The organism is Aureimonas pseudogalii, from assembly GCF_014196835.1.
Lineage (GTDB): Bacteria > Pseudomonadota > Alphaproteobacteria > Rhizobiales > Rhizobiaceae > Aureimonas > Aureimonas pseudogalii.
This window is the reverse complement of sequence record NZ_JACIEK010000001.1, coordinates 134,933-153,848: the sequence shown is the minus strand read 5'-3', so window position 1 is coordinate 153,848 and position 18,916 is coordinate 134,933. Positions and strand designations below refer to the sequence as shown.

18 protein-coding genes are annotated in these 18,916 nt (G+C 68.4%); 7 read left to right on the top strand and 11 right to left on the bottom strand.

Annotated features, from left to right (window positions below):
- Window positions 1-9 precede the first annotated feature (9 nt).
- Window positions 10-1,212: a DUF3095 domain-containing protein gene (locus GGR04_RS00790; protein WP_183196894.1), complete on the bottom strand. Its 1,203-nt coding sequence runs from the start codon at window positions 1,210-1,212 to the stop codon at window positions 10-12.
- 133 nt (window positions 1,213-1,345) lie between these two features.
- On the opposite strand from GGR04_RS00790, the gene chrA reads away from it, so the two are divergent.
- Window positions 1,346-2,725, top strand: coding sequence for a chromate efflux transporter (gene chrA / locus GGR04_RS00785; RefSeq protein WP_376769810.1), 1,380 nt, complete (start codon window positions 1,346-1,348; stop codon window positions 2,723-2,725).
- Between the two features lie 9 nt (window positions 2,726-2,734).
- Here chrA and GGR04_RS00780 read toward each other — a convergent pair whose 3' ends face one another.
- Window positions 2,735-3,631, bottom strand: a complete 897-nt coding sequence (locus tag GGR04_RS00780) for a LysR family transcriptional regulator (protein WP_183196890.1) — start codon at window positions 3,629-3,631, stop codon at window positions 2,735-2,737.
- A 43-nt stretch (window positions 3,632-3,674) separates the two neighbouring features.
- Window positions 3,675-4,652 carry a thioredoxin-disulfide reductase gene (gene trxB / locus GGR04_RS00775; RefSeq protein ID WP_183196888.1) on the bottom strand — a complete coding sequence of 326 codons (978 nt, stop codon included), beginning with the start codon at window positions 4,650-4,652 and terminating at the stop codon, window positions 3,675-3,677.
- A gap of 32 nt (window positions 4,653-4,684) precedes the next feature.
- Here trxB and GGR04_RS00770 point away from each other — a divergent pair, with 32 nt between their 5' ends.
- The 4 genes from GGR04_RS00770 to GGR04_RS00755 all read left to right on the top strand — a co-directional run bounded on the left by GGR04_RS00770 (window position 4,685) and on the right by GGR04_RS00755 (window position 9,294).
- Window positions 4,685-5,059 carry a hypothetical protein gene (locus GGR04_RS00770; RefSeq protein ID WP_183196885.1) on the top strand — a complete coding sequence of 125 codons (375 nt, stop codon included), beginning with the start codon at window positions 4,685-4,687 and terminating at the stop codon, window positions 5,057-5,059.
- A gap of 49 nt (window positions 5,060-5,108) precedes the next feature.
- Window positions 5,109-6,926, top strand: coding sequence for an ABC transporter ATP-binding protein (locus GGR04_RS00765; protein WP_183196884.1), 1,818 nt, complete (start codon window positions 5,109-5,111; stop codon window positions 6,924-6,926).
- Window positions 6,927-7,126: 200 nt separating this feature from the next.
- Window positions 7,127-8,512, top strand: coding sequence for a TrkH family potassium uptake protein (locus tag GGR04_RS00760; RefSeq protein ID WP_183198955.1), 1,386 nt, complete (start codon window positions 7,127-7,129; stop codon window positions 8,510-8,512).
- Window positions 8,512-9,294, top strand: a complete 783-nt coding sequence (locus tag GGR04_RS00755) for a glycosyltransferase family 25 protein (protein ID WP_183196882.1) — start codon at window positions 8,512-8,514, stop codon at window positions 9,292-9,294. Before GGR04_RS00760 ends, GGR04_RS00755 begins: the two co-directional genes overlap by 1 nt.
- 6 nt (window positions 9,295-9,300) lie before the next feature.
- Here GGR04_RS00755 and GGR04_RS00750 read toward each other — a convergent pair whose 3' ends face one another.
- From GGR04_RS00750 to GGR04_RS00730, 5 genes are all read right to left on the bottom strand, one after another.
- Window positions 9,301-10,359, bottom strand: coding sequence for a glycosyltransferase family 4 protein (locus GGR04_RS00750; protein ID WP_183196879.1), 1,059 nt, complete (start codon window positions 10,357-10,359; stop codon window positions 9,301-9,303).
- Between the two features lie 8 nt (window positions 10,360-10,367).
- Window positions 10,368-10,952, bottom strand: coding sequence for a Uma2 family endonuclease (locus tag GGR04_RS00745; RefSeq protein ID WP_183196877.1), 585 nt, complete (start codon window positions 10,950-10,952; stop codon window positions 10,368-10,370).
- Between the two features lie 10 nt (window positions 10,953-10,962).
- Entirely contained in the window at window positions 10,963-11,436 is a 474-nt protein-coding gene (greA, locus tag GGR04_RS00740) for a transcription elongation factor GreA (RefSeq protein ID WP_183196875.1), read from the bottom strand.
- A 151-nt stretch (window positions 11,437-11,587) separates the two neighbouring features.
- On the bottom strand, window positions 11,588-15,019 hold the full coding sequence (gene carB, locus GGR04_RS00735) for a carbamoyl-phosphate synthase large subunit (RefSeq protein WP_183196872.1): 3,432 nt from the start codon (window positions 15,017-15,019) through the stop codon (window positions 11,588-11,590).
- A gap of 150 nt (window positions 15,020-15,169) precedes the next feature.
- On the bottom strand, window positions 15,170-15,451 hold the full coding sequence (locus tag GGR04_RS00730) for a helix-turn-helix domain-containing protein (RefSeq protein ID WP_246392579.1): 282 nt from the start codon (window positions 15,449-15,451) through the stop codon (window positions 15,170-15,172).
- Window positions 15,452-15,699: 248 nt separating this feature from the next.
- Here GGR04_RS00730 and GGR04_RS00725 point away from each other — a divergent pair, with 248 nt between their 5' ends.
- Window positions 15,700-15,837 carry a hypothetical protein gene (locus GGR04_RS00725; protein ID WP_183196864.1) on the top strand — a complete coding sequence of 46 codons (138 nt, stop codon included), beginning with the start codon at window positions 15,700-15,702 and terminating at the stop codon, window positions 15,835-15,837.
- Window positions 15,838-15,936: 99 nt separating this feature from the next.
- Here GGR04_RS00725 and carA read toward each other — a convergent pair whose 3' ends face one another.
- A complete protein-coding gene (gene carA, locus GGR04_RS00720) occupies window positions 15,937-17,121 on the bottom strand; it encodes a glutamine-hydrolyzing carbamoyl-phosphate synthase small subunit (protein WP_183196862.1) in 1,185 nt (394 codons plus the stop codon).
- A gap of 442 nt (window positions 17,122-17,563) precedes the next feature.
- On the opposite strand from carA, the gene GGR04_RS00715 reads away from it, so the two are divergent.
- Complete coding sequence (locus GGR04_RS00715) at window positions 17,564-18,013, top strand: GatB/YqeY domain-containing protein (RefSeq protein ID WP_246392577.1); 450 nt, start codon at window positions 17,564-17,566, stop codon at window positions 18,011-18,013.
- A gap of 28 nt (window positions 18,014-18,041) precedes the next feature.
- Here the strand turns inward: GGR04_RS00715 and GGR04_RS00710 are convergent, their stop codons facing one another.
- Complete coding sequence (locus GGR04_RS00710; RefSeq protein WP_183196850.1) at window positions 18,042-18,356, bottom strand: chorismate mutase; 315 nt, start codon at window positions 18,354-18,356, stop codon at window positions 18,042-18,044.
- A gap of 76 nt (window positions 18,357-18,432) precedes the next feature.
- On the bottom strand, window positions 18,433-18,876 hold the full coding sequence (locus GGR04_RS00705) for a cupin domain-containing protein (protein WP_183198953.1): 444 nt from the start codon (window positions 18,874-18,876) through the stop codon (window positions 18,433-18,435).
- Between the last annotated feature and the right edge of the window lie 40 nt (window positions 18,877-18,916).

Genomic DNA, 18,916 nt, shown 5'->3' with positions numbered 1-18,916 from the left:
ACCGGGCGATCAGTGCTGGGCGTCGGAGCGATCCGGCGCCCCGTTTCGCGCGGCGTCGCGGGCCTTGAGCACGCCGGCCGCGCGCGCATAGCCACCGCCGGCGCCGTCGAGAAAATGGACGTGGTCGCTGCGCGTCGGCGAGGGCACGAAGCAGGTCATCAGCGAGGCGCCCTGCCGGAAGGCGCCGGAGCGCGCGATGCCGTCGGCCTCCGCCCGTACCAGCCGCGCCTCGATGCGATCGGCGAGGGCGGGCGTGCAGTCGATCGTCATGCGCAGGCCGTCGTCGAACTTGCGGAAGTCGGAATTGGCCACGAGCTCGCGTCGGTAGCGCGCCGCGTCGAAGCGGCCGAACCGCCGGCCGCTTCGCAGCATCGCCGTGCTGGCGAATGTGCGCGCCGTCGTGGCGACCCGGCCGTCCAGCATGGAGTTGGGCCTGGCGGCGGATCGCAGACGCCGTTCGATCTCGCTGGATGCGCTGCGCCACGGACTTGGCGGCCCGCCCTTCGGCAGCGGGTTGCCGCCGGCCGGGTTCTCGTCGGCGAGCGCGAGGATCTCCTGCGTCAGCCCTGCGAAGGCGGAATCGGCCGGACCCTCCGGCAGCACGATGAGCGAGAGGACGACGCCGCGCGTCGCCGGGATCTCGTCGAAGCGGCAGGTGAGGCCGGAGAGGTCCGGTCGCTCGCCCGCCTCGCCGGGCGGAAGCGCGAACTCGCCGGCCTTCATCCGCGCTTCCGCGAACGCCAGTCCGCCTCCCGTGAACATCGCGTAGGCGACGTCGGGCGAGGGACCGTATCGCGCCACGCGGACCTCGTGTCCCGCCGCGCGGATCGTCTCGACCGGCACCAGCGCGGTGCGAAGGCGCATGTCGAAGCTGTCGGCCACGAAGCGCACGAGCGAGCCGAGGACGCGGGCCGCGAGGGGCGCGAGCGCTCCGGGGAGCACGAAGCTCGCGCCGTCGCCGGCGAAGACGAACGGAAACTCGCGGCCCTTCAGGGCGTTGGAGAGGGCCGCGATGACCGAGGCGGCTGCCGTGTTGACGATCTTGTAACGTCCGCGCGCGATCTCGCCGGTGGAATCCACGAGATCCGTGGTGCCGACGAACCAGCCCTCGGGGAGCGGGGCATACGCTGCGTCTCCCGCCAGGCGCGCGATGGTGTGCTCGGTCGGCAGATTCATATAGAAGTCTAGGGCGTCGTGGGTCTCGTCCGGCATGCCGTCCCTCCGATCTTTTCGATGCTCGGCTCGTTCGAGCCGTCGCCCGCGCGGTGTGACCCTCTTGTCATATCGGTTTGGTAGTCGCTGTCATCCTCTCGCCGCCGACACGGCCACCATCCGCAGGTACGCCGTGACGCTCTCGCCGGTTTCAGACCTCTCACGTCACGAGCACGGCATCTCGCAGCGCGAGGCGACGCGTGTCTTCGCGCGTATCGCTGCGCTGTCCTTCGGCGGTCCGGCCGGGCAGATCGCGGTGATGCACCGCATCCTCGTGGAGGAGAAGCGCTGGATCGGGGAGGGCCGGTTTCTCCATGCGCTGAATTTCTGCATGCTGCTGCCCGGCCCCGAGGCGCAGCAGTTGGCGACCTATGTCGGCTGGCTGCTGCACGGCACGCGCGGCGGGCTGATCGCGGGCGGGCTGTTCGTGCTGCCCGGCTTTCTGGCCATGCTCGGCCTCAGCTTCGTCTACGTCGCCTTCGGCCACGTGCCGCTCGTCACCGGATTGCTGTTTGGCCTGAAGGCGGCGGTGATCGCCATCGTGCTGCAGGCGGTGCTGCGCGTCGGGCGCCGCGCCCTGCGCACGCCCGCGGCCCGGGCCGTCGCCACCGCGGCGTTCCTCGCCATCTTCGTTCTCGCCGTCCCGTTTCCGGCGATCGTGCTGGGGGCCGGCCTCCTCGGCTTCCTCGCCTCGCGCATGGGGTGGTCTCTCTTCGCAGTGCCGCCCGGTCCTGCCGGTGCCGATGGCTTCGGCGACGCCGCTTCCGCCCTCGGCGCCGGATTGCACCGGGCCGGTCCGACTGAGCGGCGTGCGACCCTGCGGGTCTGCGCCGCCGTGGCCGCGATCTGGCTCGTGCCCGTCGTGCTCCTCGTGCTCTGGCTCGGGCGCGCCGACGTCTTCGCCGAGATCGCGCTGTTCTTCTCACAGATGGCCGTGGTCACCTTCGGCGGCGCCTACGCGGTGCTCGCCTATGTCGCCCAGCAGGCTGTGGAAGTGCATGGTTGGCTTCGCCCGGGCGAGATGCTGGACGGGCTGGGTCTGGCCGAGACGACGCCGGGGCCGCTGATCATGGTCACGCAGTTCGTCGGCTTTCTCGGCGCCTTCCGCCAGCCGGGAGGGCTCGACCCCTATCTCGCGGGCACGCTCGGCGCGGTGCTGACCACGTTCGTCACCTTCGCGCCCTGCTTCCTCTGGATCTTCGCCGGTGCGCCCTTCGTGGAGCGGCTGCGCGGCAACCGCTCGCTCGGCTTCGCCCTGGCGGCGATCTCCGCGGCCGTGGTCGGCGTCATCGCCAATCTCGGCCTCTGGTTCGCGCTCCATGCGCTCTTCCGGCAGACGGCGCCCGTCGACGTGGGATGGGTGCGCTTCGACATGCCGGTGCTCGCGAGCTTCGATCCGGCAGCCGCGGGGCTGACGGTTCTCGCCGTGCTGCTGCTCTTCGTCGGCCGGGTCGGCGTGCCCCTGCTGATCGCGCTCGCGGGCGCGGCGGGCGCGGCGTGGACGCTCGTTTGAGCGCTGGCCTCAATAAGACCAGGTGCGCGCCTTGCCGATGAGGAAGTCGCGGAACACCTTGAGCTTGGCGGCGTCTCGCAGCTGCTCGGGATAGCAGAGATACGTGTCGAAGGACGCGAGATCGAGGTCGGGCAGCACCTGGACGAGCTTGGTGTCCTTGTCGATCATGTAGTCCGGCAGCAGCGCCAACCCGATGCCGCGCTCGATGGCCGACTTCATCGCCATCAGGTTGTTGATCTGCAGGATCGACGGCCGGCTCTGGCCGTCGGGCAGGCCGGCGGTCTCCAGCGCGTTGAGGTTCTTCAGATAGTTCGGCGCGGGCTCGCCGAAGGTGATGATGCGGTGGCGCTCCAGGTCGTCGGTCGTCTCGGGCGTGCCGTAGCGCGCGAGATAGGCGGGCGCGGCGTAGACGTGGAGATGGACCGTGAAGAGGCGGCGCTGGATGAGATCGGGCTGCTGGGGCTGGCGCAGGCGGATGGCCGCGTCCGCCTTGCGCATGGTGAGGTCGATCTCCTCGTTGTCGAAGACGAGCTGCAGCTCCAGCTCGGGATAGAGCTCGAGAAACTCCTGCGCGCGCTGCGTCAGCCAGCCCGAGCCGAGGCCGACCGTGGTGGTGACGCGCAGCTTGCCGGTCGGCTTCTCGCGCGTCTCCGTCAGCTGCATGCGCACGTTTTCGAGGCGCTTCAGAACGTCCGACGCGGTTTGATAGAGAAGCTCGCCGGGCTCCGACAGAACAAGGCCGCGCGCATGCCGGTGGAAGAGCGGCGCGCCGATCTCCTGTTCCAGCGCGGCCACCTGCCGCGAGATTGCGGACTGGCTGAGGTTCAGGGCGTTGGCCGCGTGGGTGAAGGACCCGGCTTCGGCGGCTGCGTGGAAAATTCGCAGCTTGTCCCAGTCGAGCGCCATCAGTTTCGCTATGCCTCCCCCTCGATGCGTCTTGAGCCGACGCTTATTCCGCCGCCTGCTGCTGCTGATCGGTCTGCACGGCCATCGCGGTGAGCCAGCGCTCGGCCTCCAGCGCCGCCATGCAACCCAGCCCCGCCGCCGTCACCGCCTGACGGTAGACGTCGTCGGCGACGTCGCCGGCCGCGAACACGCCCTCGACCGAGGTCTTCGTGGTGCCCGGCTCGACCCAGAGATAGCCGCCGTCCTTCTGGCGCAGCTGGTCGCCGAAGACCTCAGTCGCCGGCGCATGGCCGATGGCGACGAACACGCCATGCGTGGCGTGCTCGGTGATCTCGCCGCTGGTGCGGTCGCGCAGGCGCACGCCCGTGACCGACTTCATCGGCTTCGTCGTGCCAGTGATCTCCGCGACCTCGGCGTTCCAGATCACGCGGACGTTGTGGCGCGCGAAGAGGCGGTTCTGCATGATGCGCTCGGCGCGGAACTCGGATCGGCGGTGAACCACCGTCACCGATTTGGCGATGTTGGAAAGGTAGAGCGCCTCCTCCACCGCCGTGTTGCCGCCGCCGACCACGACCACGTCCTTTCCGCGGTAGAAGAAGCCGTCGCAGGTGGCGCAGGCCGAGACGCCGAAGCCCTGGAACGCCGCCTCCGACTCGAGCCCGAGCCAGCGCGCCTGCGCGCCTGTGGCGACGATCACGGCGTCCGCCGTATAGACCGTGCCGCTGTCGCCCACGAAGCGGAAGGGACGGCGCGACAGGTCGGCCTCGACGATCAGGTCGGACGCCATCTCGGCGCCGACGTTCAGCGCCTGCTGCTTCATCTCTTCCATCAGGAACGGCCCGCCGATCGGATCGCGGTAGCCCGGATAGTTCTCGACGTCGGAGGTGATGGTGAGCTGGCCGCCCTCCTGCAGGCCGGCGACGAGCAACGGCTTCATCATGGCGCGCGCGGCATAGATCGCAGCCGTGTAACCGGCCGGGCCGGAGCCGATGACGAGGATTTCCGCGTGGCGCTGGGTCATGGATCGGACTCGCTGCTGGATCGGCTCCGCAGATGGCGCCGATCGCCTCTTTCTTCAATAGAGGAGGCGGTGGCGCCCTGACAACCGCGTCCGTTGCCGATCGGCAACACATGCACGGGTTTTCGATGCCGCGACCGGAGCGCCGGGGTGGACGCGCCACCGACCGCCCGTCTAGGTTCGCCTCCATCGAACTCTCGGACGAGAAAGGGGAGGCGCATGCACAGATCCGCACTGAACTCCCCCGCCGGCGCCCGTCGTCACGCCTCGATGCTGCGTCCCGCAGTCTGCATGGCAAAGGCCATTACCGTTTCGGCGTCAGCCCTGATCTGACCACCGACGGCCGCGCACGTCCCGAGAATCCGGCATCGATGATCCGGTTCTCTCCCGCGATACATCCGGCTCGCTGAGCCGACAGGAGAGGAGACGACGCGCCCGAAGGCCGTCGTCGCGACCCCCATGAGTGCTTCCCTTGAAACCGATCGCGGACAGGCGATTCGGAACGTCCTGCGTTTCACCGTTCGCAACTGGCGCTCGGAGAAGCGCCTCGTCGCCACCGTCGCCGGCGCGATCACCCTGGCGACGCTCGCCGACATCTTCATTCCCTTCTTCGCGGGACGACTGGTGGACGCGGTGACTGCCGGCACCGGCGAGCCCGGCGCGCTGCGGGCGGCGCTCACGGCGCTCCTTGCCATGGGCGCGCTCGGCCTCGCCTTTCTTGGCTTTCGCCACTGGGCGTGGGCCTCGGTGGTGCCGATGACGCTGCGCATCATGCAGCGCACGGCGGCCGGGGGCTTCGCGCGCGTCCAGCATTTCTCCGCCGACTGGCACGCCAACAGCTTCTCCGGCTCTGTGGTGCGTCAGATCACGCGGGGCATGTGGTCGCTCGATCTCCTGCACGACATCCTGCTGCTGGCGCTCTGGCCCTCCGCCGTTGTGCTCGTCGGCACGGTGTTGCTGCTCGCCGTGCAATGGCCGCTCATGGGTCTGGTGATGGCGGTGGGCGCGGCGCTCTATGTCGCCGCGACCGTCTGGCTCTCGGTCGCCTACGTGGCGCCGGCCTCGCGCGTCTCGAACCAGATGGACACGCGCGTCGGCGGCGTGCTGGCCGATGCGCTGGCCTGCAACGGCGTCGTCAAGGCCTTCGGTGCCGAGGCCCGCGAGGAGGCGCGGCTCGGCGAGGCGCTGGCCGAATGGAGCGGCGAGACGCGCCGCACCTGGATGCGCCACACCTATGCCGGCACGATCCAGACTGCGATCCTCTGGTTCATGCGCATCTCGATGGCGATCGCCGCGCTCTGGCTCTGGCATCGCGGTCAGGCGAGCCCAGGCGACGTCGCCTATCTCCTCACCACCTATTTCGTGGTGCACGGGTATCTGCGCGACATCGGCATGCACGTGAACAACTTCCAGCGCTCGGTGAACGAGATGGAGGAACTCGTCGATCTCCACGACGAGCGGCCGGACATCGTCGATGTGCCAAACGCCCCCGCCTTGCAGGTGGACCGCGGCGAAATCCGGTTCGAGGCGGTGCGCTTCCACTATGCCGGCCACGAGCGTCCGCTCTACGACGGGCTCGACGTGCACGTTCCCGCCGGCCAGCGCGTCGGTCTGGTGGGGCATTCCGGCTCGGGCAAGACCACCTTCGTGAAGCTGATCCAGCGGCTCCACGACGTCACCGACGGCGCGATCCGCATCGACGGCCAGCGGATCGACGCGGTGACGCAACGCTCGCTGCGGCGCTCGATCGCCATCGTGCCGCAGGAATCGATCCTCTTCCACCGCTCGCTGCGCGACAACATCGCCTATGCGCGGCCCGAGGCCAGCCGGGCGGAGATCGAACGGGCGGCGGAACTCGCCAGCGCCGCGGAGTTCATCGAGCGCCTGCCGATGGGCTACGAGACCACGGTCGGCGAGCGCGGCGTGAAGCTGTCGGGCGGCGAGCGGCAGCGCATCGCCCTGGCGCGGGCCTTCCTTGCCGACGCGCCGATTCTGGTGCTGGACGAGGCGACCTCGGCGCTCGATTCACATTCCGAACGCCTGATCCAGGCCGCGATGGAGACGCTGATGCAGGGCCGCACGGCGCTGGTGATTGCGCATCGACTGTCCACGGTGCGCGCGCTCGACCGCATCCTCGTCTTCGACCGCGGCCGCATCGCCGAAGACGGCGCGCCGGACGCGCTGATGCGTCGGTGGGGCGGGCTCTACCGGGGGATGACGGAGGAGCAGGGCGGCACCGCGCTTCTCGCCGACGGGTCGCAAGCCGGTACGCACTGACCCCCGCCGTTGCGCCGGTTTGCGACGGCGGGGAAATCTTCTAGAAGCACGGGGCGATGCGGGCGCCGAGGAGGGCGGCTCGCCCGCTCCGGCGCCTCGCGGGAGAGGGCGCCGCACGACAACCCGAGCCGCGGGGGCACGCCATCTTCCGAATCATTGCCCATATCACCGCGATCTTCGGCCTGATCCTCTCCGGCGCGATGCTCGTGCCCGCGCTTGTGGACATCGCCGACGCCAACCGCGACTGGGTGGTCTTCGTGGGATCGGGCACGGTGACGGCCGCGATCTGCTCGCTCATCGCGGCGGCCACGAGCGGCGAGCGGTTTCGGCCGACGCCGCGTCTCGGCTTCCTGCTCGTCACCAGCATCTGGACGAGCGCCTCGTTCATCGGCGCCTTGCCCTTCTACTTCGCCTCGATCGACCTCGGCTTCGCCGCCGCGTGGTTCGAATCGATGTCGGGGCTGACCACCACCGGCGCCACCGTCATCACCGGGCTGGACGCCCTGCCGCGCGGGCTACTGATGTGGCGCTCGCTCCTCAGCTTTCTCGGCGGCATCGGCATCGTCGGCATGGCGCTCCTCATCCTGCCCTCGCTGCGCGTCGGTGGTCTCGCGTTGTTCCAGCTCGAAAGCTCCGACCGCTCCGGCAAGCTTCTGCCCCGCGTCAACCAGCTCGCCGCCGGGATCACCGCCATCTATGCCGGCATGACCTTCGTCTGCGCCATCCTCTACTACGCGCTCGGCATGTCGCTCTTCGACGCGGTGAACCACGCGATGTCGACGCTGGCGACCGGCGGCTTCTCCACTCATGACGCGAGTCTCGGCTTCTTTCGCAGCGGACCGATCCTCATGGTCGCGACCATCTTCATGCTCCTGGGTGCGCTGCCCTTCGTGCTCTACGTCCGGCTTTTCCTGCCGCGCCGGTTCCAGCGCTGGCGCGATCCGCAGGTACCCCTGTTTCTCGGTATCACCTCCGTCCTCATCCTCGTGCTGGCGGCGCTGCGCATGGGGCTGAACGGCGTGCCGGCGGGCGAGGCGTTGCTGTCCTCGACCTTCAATCTCGTCTCGGTGATCACCACCACGGGCTTTGCCGCGGGCGACTATACGCTCTGGTCGAATGCCGCGATCGGGGTCTTCTTCCTCGCCATGTTCATCGGCGGCTGCGCGGGATCGACGTCGGGCGGCGTGAAGGTCAACCGCATCCTCATCCTCTACCAGCTCGTGCGGGCCGATTTCGAACGGGTCATCCGCCCGCACTCGGTGCGACGGCTGAAATACGGCCACGAGTACATTTCGCAGGAGGTGCTGCAGGGCGTCACCATCTTCATCTTCCTGTTCTTCCTCTCGCTGCTTCTCGGCACCACCGCCCTTTCGATCTGCGGCGTCGATCTTCTCACCGCCTTTTCCGCCTCGCTCACCGCGATCGGCAATGTCGGGCCGGGCTTCGGGCCGGTGGTCGGCCCCGCCGGAAACTTCTCGAGCCTGCCGGCACCGGCGCTCGCCATCCTGTCCTTCCTCATGCTGATGGGGCGGCTCGAGATCGTGACCGTGCTCGTCCTCTTCTCGCCCGGCTTCTGGAGGGACTGATGCGCATCGGGGTGATCAATCTCGACCGCGCCGCGGAGCGCTGGACCTTCATGGCAGATCAAGGCGCGCGCCTCGGCCTCGCCTTCGAGCGGGTGCGGGCCGTCCAGGCCGGCGAGATCGCCGAGGCCACCGCGCGACGGCTGAACGGGCGCTGGGAGCGGTCGCTCTCGCCGGCTGAACTCGGCTGCTTCCTCTCGCATCACGGCCTCTGGCGCGAGATCGCGGTGGGCACCGCGCCGGTCTGCGTGCTCGAAGACGACGCCGTGCTGTCGCGGCGCCTCGCAGAGGCGTTGCCGATGCTCGCCGCCTTCACCGAAGCCGAGTTCCTGAACCTCGAAAGCTTCGACCGTCGCCGCTTCGTCGCCCGCACCGCGCGGCCGCTCGGCGAAGGCCTCTCGGTGCGCCGTGTGTTCCGCGATAAGTCGGGCTCGGCCGCCTACCTCCTCTGGCCGGCCGGCGCCCGCAAACTGCTCCGCCGGGCCGAGCGCGGCGCGGCGCCGGTGGACGCCTTCCTGCACGGGCTTGCCGGCCTGAACGCGTGGCAGGCGGAGCCGGCGCTGGCGATCCAGGCGCATCTCTGGGCACGGCGGGGTCATGGCACCGCGATCGATCCGGGCACGTCGATCCAGGCGCCGCGCGAGCGCCTGCCGCTGACGCCGGAGAACGCGCACTTTCATAGGCGCCGGATCGCGACGCAGCTGAGGCTCGCCGGGCATCACCTGCGCCGCCTCGGGCCGGCCGTCTATCGGCGCACCGAACTCGACGAGCGCGACTTCCCCTGACGTTGGTTATCCCCGCGCCCACAGGCGCGCGTAGACCGCGTTGATCTCGGCTGCTTCTCGCGCCAGCGGAAAGTCCTGCCGCGCCTTTTGAGCGGCGGCGGTAGCCATGGCGGCGCGCCGATCGTCGTCGCCGAGATAGGGCTCGATCGCGGCTTTGAGGGCGTCGAGATCGCCGCGGGGAACGAGCGTTCCCGTTTCCGCCGTCACCACGTCCGGGAAGACGCCGACATCGGCTGCCACCGCCGGAACGCCCGACGCCATGGCTTCGAGTGGGGTGAGGCCGAAACCCTCCCAGCGCTGCGGGGCGACGAAGAGGTCGAGAGCCCGGTACCAGCGCTCGATGTCGCGGTGCTCGCCGACGAACCGGATGCGATCCTCGAGGCCGGCCGCTGTTATGCGTCCGCGCAGCTCGCGCTCGAACCCGGCATGCTCGGCCGTGGCGCGGCCGGCGATCAGCGCCTGCCAGCCGGGGTGGCGGGGGAGGAGCGCGATCATCGCATCGACGAAGAGATCGGTGCCCTTCTGATGCCGGACGCGGCCGAAGCAGCCGACCGCCCGCATGTTGGGATCGAGATCGAGCGCCTGTCGGGATGCCGCCCGGTCGGCGGAGGGGTGAAACCGCCCGAGGTCGATGCCGTGGGTGACGACCGTGTGCGGCACGTCGAGATAGGCGCCGCCCCGCGTGCTCGTGGCGATCACCGCGTCCATCCGCCCGATCAGCCAACGCGTGTACGCGGTATGGCGCCGCTGCGAGGCGGAGGTGAAGACCAGTCGCAGCGGCATGCGCAACACGTCTCGCAGGACGATGCCGGGCAGCATCTCGACGTTGCGGCGCGCGTGCCAGATGCGGAAGGGCTTGTTCGCCGGCCTTTGCCACAGCTTCGGGACGTCGCGCAGCCGAAGCTTCGGCAGATGCGCGGGCAGGCCGGGGCCGGCGGCAAGGATGCCGAGCGACTTGGCCTGTTCGGGCACGAGCTGCACGATCGTCGAGGTGACGCCGGACAGGCGCCGCTTGAAGTTCGGCGCGATGACGAGGATGTCGCGGAGAGGGTGTTTTTCGGACAATGAAACCGTCACGCCGTCCGCGAGGCCGGAAGGAGATCCGTTCCCTCATAGACGTCGGTCAGGGCCAGCGAGATCGGGCCGCCCTCGATGTTCAAAGACAGTTCGCCGGCGAGTATGTCATCCTGTTGAGCGAACCGACCGTCCTCGCTTCGCAGCCAGACGCTGACGCGCGGCTCGGACTGAGAAATGCACACATATTGACGGATGGTCGGCACGCCTTCGTAATCCCGCAGCTTGCGTGTCTGATCGTACCAGCCTGTCGACTGGGATAGCACTTCGAACACGATCCGAGGCTCACTCGCATCGTGGGCGGAAGGATCGAAGCGCCCGCAGTCGATGGTGACGTCGGGGTAGCGGACATTGCCAGTCGCTGGAATGGGGATCCGAAGGTCGGAGCCGACAGGACGACATGAGGACGCTCTCAACAGAGGACGCAGTGCGACGATCAGATTCGCGGCGATGAGCGCGTGGGCCTGCGTGCCGCCGGCCATCATCGTCGCGCGCCCTTCAACCAGTTCCCAGCGTCGCTCCTGATGGCTCTCCCAGGCCAGGAAGTCGGGCAGGCTCCAGATCTCGGCGCGTGCCTCGCTCATCGCCGTCCTTTCAGATCCAGCGCAGTTCCAGGATCTCGTAGGAGCGCGCGCCGCCGGGGGCGGCCACTTCCACCGTGTCGCCCTCGCCTTTTCCGATGAGGGCGCGGGCGATGGGCGAGGAGATCGAGATGCGGCCCTTCTTGGGGTCGGCTTCCTGGTCGCCGACGATCTGGTAGACCCGCTCTTCCTCGGTGTCCTCGTCCACCAGCTTGACGGTGGCCCCGAACTTCACCTTCTCGCCCGACAGCTTGGAGACGTCGATCACCTCGGCGCGCGCCGTCAGATCCTCAAGCTCGCCGATGCGACCCTCGTTGAGGCTCTGAGCTTCCTTTGCCGAATGATACTCGGCGTTCTCCGAAAGGTCGCCATGGGCGCGCGCTTCGGAGATCGCCGTGATGATCCGGGGGCGCTCCTCCTGCTGGCGGCGACGAAGCTCCTCCTTCAAGGTTTCGAACCCGCCGACCGTCATCGGGACCTTTTCCATGTCCACAACCCCTGCTGCTGGCGCCCGACCGATGCCGGGCACGGATTTTTCGGACCGGCCCCGCCGGACGCATAAGCGGCCGGTTCCGCACCGAGGGGAACCGGCCGATCAATTCGAGAGAGACCGCGACCCCGGACAAGCCGGGACGGACTCAGGCGGTCAGAAAGTAAGACTGAAGCGAGCGCACTTCAAGGCTGCCGGCCTTCAGCGCCCCGATCGCCTCGGCCGCGGCCTTCATTCCGGCGAGCGTCGTGTAGTAAGGCACCTTGTGCATCAGCGCCGCGCGGCGCAGCGAGCGCGAGTCGGACAGCGCCTTGGCGCCCTCCGTCGTGTTCAAGACGATCTGCACCTGCCGGTTGCGGATGGCGTCCTCGATGTGCGGGCGCCCTTCCAGAACCTTGTTCACCTTGTCGGCGTGGACGCCGTTCTCGGCGAGGAAGCGCTGCGTGCCCTCGGTGGCGCTGACGCGGAAGCCGAGCTCGACCATGCGGCGCACGGCGGCCAGCATGCCCTGCTTGTCGGCGTCGCGCACCGAGACGAAGAGCGTGCCCTCGCGCGGCAGGTCCACCGAGGCGCCGAGCTGCGACTTGGCGAAGGCCAGCGCGAAGTCGGTGTCGAGACCCATGACCTCGCCGGTGGAGCGCATCTCCGGCCCGAGCAGCGTGTCGACGCCGGGGAAGCGCGCGAAGGGGAAGACCGCCTCCTTCACCGCGATGTGCTTGAGGTTCTTCACGTCCGGCTTGCCGCCATAGGCCGCGAAGGCGGCTTCCAGCGTCTCGCCGGCCATGATGCGCGCCGCCACCTTGGCGATGGGCGAGCCCACCGTCTTGGCGACGAAGGGCACGGTGCGCGAAGCTCGCGGGTTCACCTCCAGCACGTAGATGTCCTCGCCCTTGATGGCGAACTGGACGTTCATCAGGCCGCCGACCTTCAGGGCCAGCGCCATGTCGCGGGTCTGGCGCTCCAGCTCGTCGGTGATCGCCCGCGAGAGGGAATGGACGGGCAGGGAGCAGGCCGAGTCGCCCGAATGGATGCCGGCCTCCTCGATATGCTCCATGATGCCGGCGACGAACGTGTCGGTGCCGTCGCAGAGACAGTCGACGTCCACCTCGATCGCGTCCGACAGGTAGCTGTCGATCAGCACCGGCGACTTGCCGGAGACGACGACCGCCTCCTTCATGTAGCGCGCGAACTGGGCGTCGCCGCGCACGATCTCCATGGCTCGGCCGCCGAGCACGTAGGAGGGGCGGATCACCACGGGATAGCCGATGCGTTCGACGATGACGCGCGCTTCCTCCACCGAGCGGGCGATGCCGTTGTTGGGCTGGCGCAGGTTGAGGTCGTGCAGGAGCTGCTGGAACCGGTCGCGGTCCTCGGCGAGATCGATCGCGTCGGGCGACGTGCCGAGGATCGGGATGCCCGCCTGCTCCAGCGCGTTGGCGAGCTTCAGCGGCGTCTGGCCGCCGAACTGCACGATGACGCCGTGCAGCGTGCCGCGCGACTTCTCGACCCGCAGGATCTCGAGCACGTCCTCGCCGGTCAGCGGCTCGAAATAGAGCCGGTCGGACGTGTCGTAGTCGGTGGAGACGGTCTCGGGATTGCAGTTGACCATGATGGCCTCGAGCCCGGCATCCTTCAGCGCGAAGGCGGCATGGCAGCAGCAATAGTCGAATTCGATGCCCTGGCCGATCCGGTTGGGGCCGCCGCCGAGGATGACGACCTTCTTGGCATCGGAAACCTCGGCCTCGGAGCGAACGGCGCCGGCGAAGGGGCGCTCGTAGGTCGAGTACATGTAGGGCGTCGGCGAGCGGAACTCGGCGGCGCAGGTGTCGATGCGCTTGAACACGGGATGGACGTCGAGCGATTCGCGCAGCGCCGCGACCTCGGCCTCCTCCCGGCCCGCGAGCTTGGCGAGGCGCGCGTCGGAGAAGCCGGCGCTCTTCAGGAAGCGCAGGTTCTCGGCGTCCTGCGGCAGCCCGTGCTCCTTCACGCGGGTCTCGAGATCGACGATCGCCTGGAACCGGTCGATGAACCACGGGTCGATCTTGCAGGCGCGGTGCACCTGCTCCTTCGTGGCGCCCTCTCGCAGCGCCTGCGCCACCATGCGCAGGCGATCGGGTGTCGGCACGCCGAGCGCGGCGCGGATGGCGTTCTTGTCGTCGCCCTCGCCGAGGCCAGGGATGACGATCTCGTCGAGCCCGTCGAGGCCGGTCTCCAGGCCGCGCAGCGCCTTCTGCAACGATTCCTCGAAGGTGCGCCCGATCGCCATGACCTCGCCGACCGACTTCATCGCGGTGGTCAGCGTCGGCTCGGCGCCGGGGAACTTCTCGAAGGCGAAACGCGGGATCTTGGTGACGACGTAGTCGATCGAGGGCTCGAACGAGGCCGGCGTCGCGCCGCCGGTGATGTCGTTCTTCAGTTCGTCCAGCGTGTAGCCGACGGCGAGCTTGGCGGCGATCTTGGCGATCGGGAAGCCGGTGGCCTTCGAGGCCAGCGCCGAGGAGCGCGACACCCGCGGGTTCATCTCGATGACGACGAGCCGGCCGTTCTCGGGATTGACGGCGAACTGCACGTTGGAGCCGCCGGTCTCGACGCCGATCTCGCGCAGCACCGCGATCGAGGCGTTGCGCATCACCTGGTATTCCTTGTCGCTCAGGGTGAGCGCCGGCGCGACGGTGATGCTGTCGCCGGTGTGGACGCCCATCGGATCGATGTTCTCGATCGAGCAGATGATGATGCAATTGTCGGCGCGGTCGCGCACGACCTCCATCTCGTACTCCTTCCAGCCGAGCACGGATTCCTCGATGAGCACCTCCGTGGTCGGCGAGGCGTCGAGGCCGCCCTCGATGATCTCGAAGAATTCCGAGCGGTTGTAGGCGATGCCGCCGCCGGTGCCGCCCATGGTGAAGGAGGGGCGGATGATGGCGGGCAGACCGACATGCTCCAGCGCCTCGGCCGCCGCGCCCATGGCGCGTGCCATGTAGCGCTGCTTGCGGTCGGTCTCGCCGAGGTTCCATTCCTGCTCCAGCCGGGCGAGCGCGGCGTCGCGCTCCTCGCCGGCCTGCGTCTCGCGAATCGCGCCCGCGCGCTTCTCTTCGTGCGCGGCCTTGTCGGTGTGCTTGGCCTCGGTGGCGTTGGCGAGATAGGATTTCGGCGTCTCGAGCCCGATGCGGGTCATCGCCTCGCGGAAGAGGGCGCGGTCCTCGGCCATGTCGATGGCAGCGGCGTCGGCGCCGATCATCTCGACATTGTATTTGTCGAGGACGCCCATGCGCTTCAGCGACAGGGCTGTGTTGAGCGCGGTCTGGCCGCCCATCGTCGGCAGGATCGCGTCGGGGCGCTCCTTGGCGATAATTTTGGCGACGACCTCGGGCGTGATCGGCTCGATATAGGTGGCGTCGGCCAGATCGGGATCGGTCATGATCGTCGCCGGATTGGAATTGACGAGGACGATCCGGTAGCCCTCGTCGCGCAGCGCCTTGCAGGCCTGCGTTCCCGAATAGTCGAACTCGCAGGCCTGGCCGATGATGATCGGACCCGCGCCGATGATGAGGATCGTCTTCAGGTCGTCGCGTTTCGGCATCGGGGCATCCGTTCGTTCGTGCGCGCAGGCACCCCGGCCGCGCGGGCGGTCGGAGTTCGGTCAGGCAAATCTCAGGCTAAGGCCGGCTTATAGGCAAAGCCAGCCCGCAGCGAAAGGGTGAAGCGATGGGCGCGGCCCGCCCGAGGCCAATTAATCGGCGTCGCCCGGCGCGCGTGGCGCGTCGATCTCGGCGAAGCTGCGGGGCAGGGGGCGGCCGTCATAGTGCTCGACGCCGAGCGACAGCGCGAGGCAGGCGAGCTCGACGCTCTTCGGGATCTCGACGCGCTTTCCGTCGCGGTCCCCCTTCTCGTAATACTGGATGACGCGCTTCTTCAGACCCAGCCGGTCGGCGGCGTCCTTCTGCTTGAGGCCAAGTGCCCGCCGCCACTGGCGAAAGCGCTCCGAATCCATTCCCGGCAGTTCGACCCGCATCCGAAGGCCCTTTCTTCAGCTTCGCGAAACCCTTCGCACGCACGCTCGTCTAGGCGCGACGACGAGTTGCTCGTAAGCGTCGGTCGGGTCGCAGGCAATCGATAAATGCACGAAGTGCGCCTTCGAGACCTTGAAGACGTGCACAAAGTGCGCATTTCATAGTTCATGAGCGGCCGTCGATCGGCTTCCGCCCGGCGGGATCCATCGTCATCCGGGCCGGGATCATATTCAAGCAGGAGAGTTTCGACATGCTGGCCGACATCATCATCGCCCGCTCCAACTATGGCGGCGACCGCGGGCGGGACGACCTTCATCGTCATGCCACCTTCAGCTGCGGATTGCGCAATCGCATGCGCCGACTGTTCCGGATGCTGCGTCTCGCATGACAGCCCGAACAGGCGGGGCGGACGTACCGTTCCCGAACGAATGAAGGCGCCGGATCACCCGGCGCCTTCATTCGTTTCAAGCCTTCGAAATCGACCGGCTCAGGCGGCGGTCTGCGTCCGGTGATCGTCGATCATGCGGAAGAAGCGCTCGAAGAGGTAGTGCGAGTCCTGCGGGCCGGGCGAGGCCTCCGGGTGGTGCTGCACCGAGAAGACCGGCTGGTTCTTCAGACGAAGGCCGCAATTGGTGCCGTCGAAGAGCGAGACGTGGGTCTGCTCCACCGTCTCGGGCAGCGAGGCCGCATCCACCGCGAAGCCGTGGTTCATCGAGACGATCTCGACCTTGCCGGTGGTGAAGTCCTTCACCGGATGGTTCGCGCCGTGATGACCCTGATGCATCTTCTCGGTCTTGCCGCCCAGCGCCAGCGCCAGAAGCTGATGGCCGAGGCAGATGCCGAACATCGGAATGCCCGTCTTCGACAGCTCTCGGATCACCGGCACCGCGTATTGCCCGGTCGCCGCCGGGTCGCCGGGGCCGTTCGACAGGAAGATGCCGTCGGGCGAATGCTTGAGGATCTCGTCGGCCCCGGCCGTCGCGGGCACCACCACGACCTCGGCGCCCTGGCCGGACATCAGCCGCAGGATGTTGCGCTTGGAGCCGTAGTCGATGGCGACGATGCGATAGCGCGGCGCGGCGCCGGCGGCATAGCCTTCGTTCCAGGCCCACGGACCTTCCGTCCAGACCTCGGTGCGCGAGGACACCGCGTCCTTGGCGAGATCCATGCCTTCGAGGCCCGACCAGCCGCGCGCCTTCGCCTTCAGGGCCTCGACGTCGAAGACGCCGTCGGGCGCATGGGCGATCACGGCGTTCGGCATGCCCTTCTCGCGGATGAGGACGGTGAGGGCCCGCGTGTCGATCCCCGAGAGCGCCACCACGCCGCGCGCCTTCAGCCAGGCGTCGAGGCCGCCGGCCGAGCGGTAGTTCGAAGGCGCCGAGACTTCGGCCCGGAAGATCGCGCCGACCGCGCCGATGCTGTTGGCGGGAACGAGGTCTTCGATGTCCTCGTCGTTGGCGCCGACATTGCCGATATGGGGAAAGGTGAAGGTGACGATCTGCCGAGCGTAGGAGGGATCCGTCAGGATTTCCTGGTAGCCGGTGAGCGAGGTGTTGAAGCAGACCTCGCCGAGCGCCTCGCCCACGGCGCCGATGCCGTCGCCCTCGATCACCGTTCCGTCCGCGAGCACCAGGAGGGCAGTCGGTTTGCGCTGCGTCCAGCTCTCGCTCATGTTCGTCACTCCGTTCGGGATCCATCGGGGCGCGCACGGGCCATGAGGCGGCCGAGCCCTACCGGAGCGTTCCTATCGCCCCAACCGAACCGACGCGCAACCCCTCCTCGCCGATGACAGCCATGCACAGGCGCGTTGGGCTGCGATCTTGCAATGTGGTTTCCGGATCCTTAATCAATTCGTCACATTCGGCCGCCTGGGCCGGGACGGCGGGTGACCCTGCCAAGATCCAGACCCTCAGGCTTTCCGGCGTTTCGGACAGGATCGAACAGCGACATGCGTCGAGGGAGCACGGGCGAGGCGGCGACCTCCCGCGTTCCGGCCATCCACTTCCCCATAAGTTTCGTCGGCTAGGCTCTTCGATGCCCGTCAAGGGCAGCGAAGCGCGATGTCGACCCTCGCAGCCGAAGGCGCGGGGGAAAACCCAACAGGACCCCATCTCATGCGCGACGAGATCGCAGCGGCTCTGCAGGCCGCCAAGGCGGGCGACGACAAGCGCCGCATCGGCACCCTGCGGCTCATCACGGCGACGCTGCGCGACCGCGACGAGGCGCAGCGTGCGAGCGGCCGGCCGTGCCTCGGCGACCCCGAGATCGCCGACATGCTCGCTCGGATGATCGCGCAGCGCGAATGCGCGGCGCAGCGTCTGGCGGCCGCGGGAGACCTTGCGGAAGCGGACGGCGAGAAAGCCGAGATCGCCGTCATCGCCGAGTTCCTGCCGCGGTCGGTCTCGCCCGGCGAACTCGAGCGCGTGTGCCGCGAGGCCGTGACGGAGACGGGCTCGAAGGGGCTGCGCGACGTCGGCCGCTGCATGAACGCGCTGAAGGCGCGCTATCACGACCAGATCAACCTGACGCAGGCTTCCAGCCTCGTGCGCGGCCTGCTCCGCTAGGGCCGAAAGCGCTGCCGGTCGAGGCCGGTCAGCCCGCCTTTTCGGAAAGCTCGCGCGCCGCCGCCTCGTGATAGCGGATGACCTCGCGCACCACGAAGGCCAGGTACTTCTCCGCGAAATCCGGGTCGAGCTGCGCCGTCGAGGCGAGTTCGCGCAGGCGCGCCACCTGCCGCGTCTCGCGGGCGGGGTCGGCCGGCGGCAGCTTGTGCTCGGCCTTCAGCACGCCGACGCGCTGCGTGCAACGGAAGCGCTCCGCCAGCATGTGGATGATCGCCGCGTCGATATTGTCGATCGAGTCGCGAAGGTTCTTCAACTCGGGCAGGACGGGGGGGCTCTGATCCATGGGGCGACTTCGAAGGCTGCTTCGGATGACGTCTCGATAAGCGTTCGCGCCCGGCGGGTCAAAGCCGCATGGCGCCTCAGGCACCGGGTTCGCCGTCCCAATAGTCCAGTTCGCTCGCCGGGCGTCCGACGAAACGAAAGCTGCGCCCTGTCGAATCCCGGGCATGGGCCTGGAACTTGCCGCTGTCGGGATACTGGACGATGTCGGCGGCCGCGCTGTTCGACAGGCTGAGATAGCGCAGCGGCGTCTCGCCGGTGTTGCGGATCTGGTGCGCCGTCTCCGTCCCGCCGGCCGGCGCCCCCAGCACGTCGCCGGCTTTGATCGGATGTTCGCTCGCGCCGAACCTGTAGATCCCCGTGCCCTCCAGAATCACGAAGACCTCGTCTTCGGCGAGGTGGTTGTGAAAGGGGCAGCCGCTCTTGCCCGGCGGGACCTCGCTGTAGGACACGCCGAGCTTGGTGATGCCGAGGCGTGAGGTGATGGAAACGTCCCGGGATCGGTACAGCGTTCCCTGCTGCATCTCTTCGAGCGGCAGGTCGGCTGGATGGACGATGGGGATC

What these genes read in the sequence shown, in the direction of transcription:
- GGR04_RS00790 (WP_183196894.1), bottom strand. Translation starts at nt 1,212, where the DNA reads ATGCCGGACGAGACCCACGACGCCCTAGACTTCTATATGAATCTGCCG.
- GGR04_RS00780 (WP_183196890.1), bottom strand. Translation starts at nt 3,631, where the DNA reads ATGGCGCTCGACTGGGACAAGCTGCGAATTTTCCACGCAGCCGCCGAA.
- trxB (WP_183196888.1), bottom strand. Translation starts at nt 4,652, where the DNA reads ATGACCCAGCGCCACGCGGAAATCCTCGTCATCGGCTCCGGCCCGGCC.
- GGR04_RS00770 (WP_183196885.1), top strand. Translation starts at nt 4,685, where the DNA reads ATGGCGCCGATCGCCTCTTTCTTCAATAGAGGAGGCGGTGGCGCCCTG.
- GGR04_RS00765 (WP_183196884.1), top strand. Translation starts at nt 5,109, where the DNA reads ATGAGTGCTTCCCTTGAAACCGATCGCGGACAGGCGATTCGGAACGTC.
- GGR04_RS00760 (WP_183198955.1), top strand. Translation starts at nt 7,127, where the DNA reads ATGCTCGTGCCCGCGCTTGTGGACATCGCCGACGCCAACCGCGACTGG.
- GGR04_RS00755 (WP_183196882.1), top strand. Translation starts at nt 8,512, where the DNA reads ATGCGCATCGGGGTGATCAATCTCGACCGCGCCGCGGAGCGCTGGACC.
- GGR04_RS00745 (WP_183196877.1), bottom strand. Translation starts at nt 10,952, where the DNA reads ATGAGCGAGGCACGCGCCGAGATCTGGAGCCTGCCCGACTTCCTGGCC.
- greA (WP_183196875.1), bottom strand. Translation starts at nt 11,436, where the DNA reads ATGGAAAAGGTCCCGATGACGGTCGGCGGGTTCGAAACCTTGAAGGAG.
- carB (WP_183196872.1), bottom strand. Translation starts at nt 15,019, where the DNA reads ATGCCGAAACGCGACGACCTGAAGACGATCCTCATCATCGGCGCGGGT.
- GGR04_RS00730 (WP_246392579.1), bottom strand. Translation starts at nt 15,451, where the DNA reads ATGCGGGTCGAACTGCCGGGAATGGATTCGGAGCGCTTTCGCCAGTGG.
- GGR04_RS00725 (WP_183196864.1), top strand. Translation starts at nt 15,700, where the DNA reads ATGCTGGCCGACATCATCATCGCCCGCTCCAACTATGGCGGCGACCGC.
- carA (WP_183196862.1), bottom strand. Translation starts at nt 17,121, where the DNA reads ATGAGCGAGAGCTGGACGCAGCGCAAACCGACTGCCCTCCTGGTGCTC.
- GGR04_RS00715 (WP_246392577.1), top strand. Translation starts at nt 17,564, where the DNA reads ATGCGCGACGAGATCGCAGCGGCTCTGCAGGCCGCCAAGGCGGGCGAC.
- GGR04_RS00710 (WP_183196850.1), bottom strand. Translation starts at nt 18,356, where the DNA reads ATGGATCAGAGCCCCCCCGTCCTGCCCGAGTTGAAGAACCTTCGCGAC.
- GGR04_RS00705 (WP_183198953.1), bottom strand. Translation starts at nt 18,876, where the DNA reads ATGCAGCAGGGAACGCTGTACCGATCCCGGGACGTTTCCATCACCTCA.